5 protein-coding genes are annotated in these 6,801 nt (G+C 74.6%); 3 read left to right on the forward strand and 2 right to left on the reverse strand.

From position 1 onward, the window contains the following. Nucleotides 1-36: 36 nt before the first annotated feature. Nucleotides 37-1,722, forward strand: a complete 1,686-nt coding sequence (gene cobC, locus ACF08F_RS36800; RefSeq protein WP_392302913.1) for an Rv2231c family pyridoxal phosphate-dependent protein CobC — start codon at nt 37-39, stop codon at nt 1,720-1,722. Between the two features lie 166 nt (nt 1,723-1,888). Here the strand turns inward: cobC and ACF08F_RS36805 are convergent, their stop codons facing one another. After that, a complete protein-coding gene (locus ACF08F_RS36805) occupies nt 1,889-2,908 on the reverse strand; it encodes an SCO1860 family LAETG-anchored protein (RefSeq protein WP_392302908.1) in 1,020 nt (339 codons plus the stop codon). 320 nt (nt 2,909-3,228) lie between these two features. After that, nucleotides 3,229-3,948: a siderophore-interacting protein gene (locus ACF08F_RS36810; RefSeq protein WP_392302909.1), complete on the reverse strand. Its 720-nt coding sequence runs from the start codon at nt 3,946-3,948 to the stop codon at nt 3,229-3,231. A gap of 100 nt (nt 3,949-4,048) precedes the next feature. Here ACF08F_RS36810 and ACF08F_RS36815 point away from each other — a divergent pair, with 100 nt between their 5' ends. Beyond that, nucleotides 4,049-6,148, forward strand: coding sequence for a penicillin acylase family protein (locus ACF08F_RS36815; protein ID WP_392302910.1), 2,100 nt, complete (start codon nt 4,049-4,051; stop codon nt 6,146-6,148). Then, nucleotides 6,145-6,711, forward strand: a complete 567-nt coding sequence (locus tag ACF08F_RS36820) for a GNAT family N-acetyltransferase (RefSeq protein WP_392302911.1) — start codon at nt 6,145-6,147, stop codon at nt 6,709-6,711. Before ACF08F_RS36815 ends, ACF08F_RS36820 begins: the two co-directional genes overlap by 4 nt. Nucleotides 6,712-6,801: the final 90 nt, after the last annotated feature.

A 6,801-nucleotide genomic window follows, 5' to 3' on the forward strand; every position in this document is an offset into this window, starting at 1 on the left:
TTGCTACCGGATGCGGCGGTGTGCGCGCACCTCGGCGTGGGGGCCCGGCCGGGGGCCGCGGTGGACGAGGTCCTCGCGCTGGTCGACGCGGTGCTGCGGGAGGCCGGGCTGACGCGGGCGGCCGTGCGGTCGCTGGCCACGCTGGAGGCGCGGGCCGCGGAGCCGGGCATCGCGGGCGCGGGCGCGGAGCTGGGGGTTCCGGTGCGGGGGTTCCCGGCCGGGGCGCTGGCCGCCGTCCCCGTACCGCATCCGTCGGCGCTGCCGCTGGACGCGACGGGAACGCCCTCGGTGGCGGAGGCAGCCGCGCTGCTCACAGCGGGCGGGAGCGCCGGCGCGGGCGCCGAGGGAAGCACGGGCGGTGCCGAGGGTGCGACGGGTGCGGGCCGCGTCGGGAGTGCGACGGATGCGGGCAATGCCGGGGGCGCTGCGGGTACGGGAAGTGCCGCGGGCACGGGCGGTGCGGGAGGCGCGGGCGTCGCGCGGGCCGTACTGCTGGTGCCGAAGCGGAAATCGCGAAGCGTTACGTGTGCGCTTGCCGCCTGCGTCCCGGTTTGTCCGCACGAACATGCCCCAGGCGTACGGTTGTTGCACCTGACTCACGGGTACATCGCTCGCGAGCCTGGCTCACCCCCCACCATCCCCACCCCCCACACGACGGCGGCCATGGACATGCACACGCAATCCGACGCCCACGACCTGCGCCACCACGGTGACGCCGAGGTCCGGGACGAGAAGTTGATCGATCTCGCGGTCAATGTCCGGACGAACACCCCTCCGGACTGGCTCCGCAAGAGAATCGCCGATTCGCTGACGGGCCTCGCGGCCTATCCCGACGGCCGGGCCGCACGGGCCGCGGTCGCCGTGCGGCACGATCTGCCGCCCGGCCGCGTGCTGCTCACGGCGGGCGCCGCGGAGGCGTTCGTGCTGCTCGCGCGGGCGCTGCCGGTGCGTCGGCCCGTGGTGGTGCACCCGCAGTTCACCGAGCCGGAGGCGGCGCTGCGCGACGCCGGGCACGAGGTGGGCCGGGTGCTGCTCCGCGAGGAGGACGGCTTCCGGCTGGATCCGGCGGCGGTGCCGGAGGACGCGGACCTGGTGGTGATCGGGAACCCCACGAACCCGACCTCCGTCCTGCATCCCGCCGCCTCGATCGCCGCCCTGGCCCGGCCGGGCCGGACGCTGGTGGTCGACGAGGCGTTCATGGACGCGGTGCCGGGCGAGCGGGAGTCGCTGGCCGGGCGGACCGACGTGCCGGGGCTCGTGGTGCTGCGCAGTCTCACCAAGACCTGGGGGCTCGCGGGCCTGCGGATCGGGTACGTCCTCGCCGAACCGGAGACGATCGCCCTGCTGGAACGGGCTCAGCCGCTGTGGCCGGTGTCGACGCCGGCCCTGGTGGCGGCGGAGGCCTGTATGTCGCGGATGGCCCTGGCGGAGGCCGAGCACGCGGCGCACCGGATCGGTGTGGAGCGGGCGCATCTGCTGGCCGGCCTGGCGGAGTTCGACGAGGTGCGGACGGTCGCCGGGGCGGAGGGCCCCTTCGTGCTGATGCGGATCGACGGGGCGGACGCGATACGGGACCGGCTGCGGCTCCTGGGCTTCGCGGCCCGGCGGGGCGACACGTTCCCGGGGCTCGACCGGAACTGGCTGCGGCTCGCGGTCCGGGACCGGGCGACGACGAACCGTTTCCTCCAGGCCTTGGACCAGGCGCTCCTGCTGAACGGCTGAGGCCCGGCGTACCGGACGGGGCGGGAGATCGCCGCACGAGCGGCGGACGGAGGCACACGCGGGAAAGGCTGCGGGGAGGGCGACGTCGTCACCGTCGCCCTCCCCGCAGCCCGTTCCCCACTTCCCCTACCGTTCCGGCACCCCCCGGCGCCTCCCCCTCGGGCCGTCAGCCGCGCGAGCGGGCACGCGCGCGGGTCACGGCCAGCGCGCCGCCGCCGGCCACCAGGAGGGCGAGGGCGCCCGCCGCGATGTAGGTGGTGGAGGAGCTGCCGCCGGTCTCGGCGAGGTTCTCGGTCGGGGTGGTGCCGCCGTTGTTGGTCTTCACGCCGCCGTCGCTGCTCGGCTCGGCGGTGGGCTGCTGCGAGGGCTGCTCGGAGGGCCGCTCGCTCGGCTCCTTCGTGGGCTGCTCGGTGGGCTGCTGCGTGGGCTCCTTCGTCGGCTCCTTGGTGGGCTCCTCCGTCGGGGCCGGGCCCTCGGGCGTCTCGCAGGTGGCCTCGGCGAGCGTCACGGTGCCGTTGACCTCGGCCACGCCCAGCTTCAGCGGGTCGACCTCCACCTTGAGTTCGAGGGCGGTCGCGGCAGCCGTGCTGGAGGTCGTGGAGGTGCGGGAGAGGTCCAGGGTGACCTGGCCGACGCCCGGCACGGCCACCTTGGTCTGCCCGCCGGTGGTGAGGGTGGTCTTCTTGCCGAAGACGATCACGTGCCCGAGGACGTTGGACTCGGCGACCGGCTTCTTCCCCACCTCGCACAGCGCCTTGGAGGTGACCTTCTCGACCTCGACGAGGGAGAGCAGCGGAATGCCGGGGACGTGGACCTGTGCCTTGACCAGGTTCACGTATCCCTCGGCCTTCGTCTCGTCGACGGTGGCCTTGGAGGTGGCGACATCGGCGGAGAGGATGTCGATCGGCTTTCCGCCCTCGGCCCCCTTCACCTTCACGGAGAGCGCCGTCTCGTTCTCGGTCTCGGGCGCCTCGACCTCGTTCAGGGAGGTGCGCACCGGCACCTCCACGGTCTTGCCGAGGAGGGAGACGTCGAGGCCGGCCCGCAGGACGACGGCGGTCGCACGCCCTTCGCCGCCCGTGGCGTGCGCCGGGGCCGCGAGGAGCACGGGGCCGACGGCCAGGGCGGCGACGGTCGCGGCGGCGGCGGTGCGGCGTGCGGGCATGCGGAAGGTGTTGCTGTTCAAGATGGTGGAACCCCCACAAGAGACATGGCGTCGCCGGCCGCTCACCACGGGGACGGTGGGTCGACGCGGCCTCGGCGACTTGAGACACCGGAATCTTTACGCACGGAGAGTGAACGCACAGTCGCCTGACGTGAGTTCACTCCAAAGGGGGGTTTCCGTGTTCTTTTTCGAATCTTTTCTCCACAACCGTTCCCGCACGCCCCGCGTCTTTCGTACGAGCGGACGCGTGCGGGCGTCGGCGGAGCGGCGCGACGAAAGGTGGAAAACGACCTACCGTCTCCCGAGGTAACGGACCGTCAACCCGGCACCCTGGAGCGCGGTCAGCTCGCGCGCCAGTACCCGAGCGCGTGGACGCGCTCCTTGGGCAGGGCGAGCTCCTTGCGGGCGTACGCGGCGAGGGTGCGGGTCGTCGTCGTGTCGCAGGCGATCCAGACGTACGAGGCGGCGTCCGCGAGCTCGGGCAGCTCGGCCTTCACGCGGGCGACGAGTCCGGCGCCGCCGTCCTGGCGCGGGACCCGGCGCAGCTCGTGGTGCGCGGGGTCGAGCCGGACCGGCAGCTCGTCGTCGGAGGCGTGCTGCGTCTCGAACCAGACGGTGGCGGGGACCCCGGGGAGCGCGTCGAGCAGGGAGTTGACGGCCGGCAGGGAGGCCGGGTCGCCGACCACGAGCAGGCGGGCGGGGAGTGGGTCGGGCGCCTCGAAGCCGGTGCCCTGGAGCGTGGCCTCCACCGTGTCGCCGGGGGCGCAGGTGCGGGCCCAGTGACTGGCGACGCCGTCGTGGAGGGCGAATTCGAGACTGAAGGTGCCGGCCGCCGGGTCCGGGTCGACCAGGGTGTAGGCGCGCTGGTGCGGCTTGCCCGCGTCGTCGAACCAGAGGCGCACCCACATCGTCGGGTGGACGCCGGCCGCGGCGAGCAGGCCGCCGTCCGTGAAACTCACCCTGCGGTAGTCCTCGGTGACCTGCTCGGCCCCCGTCACCGTGAACGTGAAGTCCTTGCCGCGGAACAGTTTGAGGACCGCCCCCTGCCAGCCATGCCCCACCGTGATCTCCTCCCCTGGAATCCTGTATTTTACTTAGGTCAGCCTAACCTAAGGTTCCGGAAAGATACGCCGGAAGGTTACGGACGAGATCGGGGTCTCCGTGAGCATCGAGGTCTACCGGGACGCCTGGGGCGTCCCCCATCTGCGCGCCGCGGACCCGCAGGAACTCGCCTTCGCCCAGGGGCGGGTCACCGCCCGCGACCGCGCCTGGCAGCTGGAGGTCGAGCGGCACCGGGCCCAGGGCACCACGGCCGCCTTCCTCGGCGCCGCCGAGGCCGGCTGGGACACCTTCGTCCGCAGGGCCCGGCTCGCCGACACCGCCCGCCGCTGCTTCGAGCGGCTGGAGGCCTCCGACGCGCCGACGGCCGCCTGGGTCCGGGCGTACGTGGACGGCGTCAACGACGGCCTGGCGGACGGGGCCTCGCGCGCGCCCGAGTTCGCGGAGACCGGCCTCGCGCCCGAACGGTGGGAGCCGTGGACCCCGCTGGCCGTCTGGCTCTCCACCCACATCCTCTTCGCCGGCTTCCCCACCAAGCTGTGGCGGGAGCAGGTCGCCCGGCGGCTCGGCGAGGAGTGGACGGAGCTCTTCGCGACGGACGGCCCCGGCACCGCGGGCTCCAACGGCTGGGTGGTGTCCGGCGAGCGGACCGCGAGCGGCGCGGCCCTGGTGGCCGGCGACCCGCACCGGTTCATCGAGGCACCGGGCGTCTACCAGCAGATCCGGCTCGCCTGCCCGACGTACGACGTGGTGGGCCTGGCCGTGCCCGGCATCCCCGGACTCGCCCACTTCGGCCACACCGGCTCGGTGGCCTGGGCGATCACCAACGCCATGGCCGACTACCAGGACCTGTACCGGGAGCGGCTGCGCCGGCTGCCGGACGGGGGCGTGGAGGCGCTCGGCCCGGAGGGCTGGGCACCGGCCGCCGCGCACACGGAGACGATCGAGGTCGCGGGCGGGGAGCCGGTCGTGGTCGAGGTCGTCGAGACGGACCGCGGCCCGGTGGTCGTCGACGGACCTGCCGGAGACGGCGGGCCGCAGGACCCGGACGGCGACTCCGGCGGCTGGGAGGGCGTCAGCCTGCGGTATCCCCCGCGCGTCACCGGGGAGCTCGGCTTCGGGGTGCTGCCCGCGCTGCTGCGGGCCCGGACCGTCGGGGACGTGGACGCGGCCGTCGACGGATGGGTCGAGCCGGTCAACGTGCTCCAGGCCGCCGACACCCGGGGCGGGCTGCTCCACCGGGTCGCCGGGCACGTACCCGTACGCCACCGGGCCAACTCCCTGCGGATCGTGCCGGCCTGGGACCGGGCCCACGACTGGGCGCCCGAGCCCGCGCCGCTCCCCCGCGCCGAGGTCCGCGGCCACGCCGTCATGGCCAACGCCCGGGGCCTCGCCGCGCCCCTCGGCGTCGAGTTCGCGCCGCCGCACCGCGCGGCCCGCATCGACGAGCTGCTCGACGCCTCGACGGAGTGGACCCCGGAGAGCACGACCACCGTCCACACGGACACCGACAACCCCTCGGCGGCCCGGCTCCTCACGGCGGTGGAGCGGGCGGCCGACGGCCTCTCCCCCGCAGCCTCCGCCGTGCGCGAGCGGCTGCTCGGCTGGGACCGGCGGATGGCGGCCGAGAGCGCGGACGCCGGGCTCTACGCCGCCGTGCGCGGGGCCGTGGTGCGGCGGCTCGCCGGGCACGAGGCCTTCGCCGCGCTGCGCGAGCCCGCCCCGTACCCCGAGCTGTTCCGCCCCTGGCTGGCCCTCGGGCCCCGGGTCGCCTTCGCCCTGGAGACGCTGCTCACGGCCGGGCCCGTGCCCGCCGTGGACGTCGACCGGATCGTGCGCGAGGCCCTGGAGGAGACCGGGGCGGCCGAGCCGCCCGCCGCCTGGGGCGTGACGCACCGCCTCGCGCCCTGGCAGGCGCTCCCCGACGCCGACGACGCGCAGTGGCCCGGCCTCGCCGGGGACCACGACTGCGTCCTGTCCACGTCGAGCGTGCCCGGCTGGACCGACCGCAGCGCCCGCGCCTCCGCCGCCCGCTACGTCTGGGACCTCGCCGACCGCGAACGGAGCGGCTGGATCGTGCCGTTCGGGGCGTCCGGGGTGCCCGGCGACCCGCACCACCGCGACCAGCTCCCCCTCTGGCTGCGCGGCGAACTCGCCCCCGTCACCACCGACTGGCAGCACCTCACCAAGGAACAGGGATGACCACCTCCACCGCCACCTACGTCCACACCGTCGAGGGCTTCGGCACCGTCACGATCCGGCCCGTCGACCCCGACCGCGACGCCCCGCTCCTGCACGGCTGGGTCACCGAGGAGCGGGCCCGCTTCTGGGGCATGAACGGCACCACCGTCGAGCAGGTCCGGGACATCTACGCCCACCTCGACTCGCTCACCACGCACCACGGCTACCTGGTCGACCTGGACGGGGAGCCGGTCGCGCTGTTCCAGACGTACGACCCCGAGGCGGACCGGGTCAGCGAGTGCTACACGGTGGAGCCCGGCGACATCGGCGTCCACTTCCTGATCGCGCCGAGCACGGCCCCCCGGCCCGGCTTCACCGCCGGACTCATCGGCGCGCTCGTCGCCTTCTCGCTGCGGGACCGCACCCGGATCGTGGTCGAGCCGGACGCCGCCAACGAGAAGGCGATCGCCCGCATGGCGCGGGCCGGCTTCGAGCTGGGCCCGGAGGTCGTGCTGCCCGAGGTCGACCTGCCGGAGGTCTTCATCCCGGAGAAGCGGGCCCGGCTCGCCTTCCTCAGCCGCTAGGGCGTGTTGCGAAAGTAGCGCCGGCCGCCCGAAGGGCGGGCCCGACGGCGTCTGGTGCGTGCGATCGCAAGGCGGAGGGTCGCCCCGATA

Source organism: Streptomyces sp. NPDC015130 (assembly GCF_043080005.1).
Lineage (GTDB): Bacteria > Actinomycetota > Actinomycetes > Streptomycetales > Streptomycetaceae > Streptomyces.

Bases quoted from the DNA above. Each gene is read 5' to 3' on its own strand.
- ACF08F_RS36820 (WP_392302911.1), top strand. From the start codon at position 6,145: ATGACCACCTCCACCGCCACCTACGTCCACACCGTCGAGGGCTTCGGC.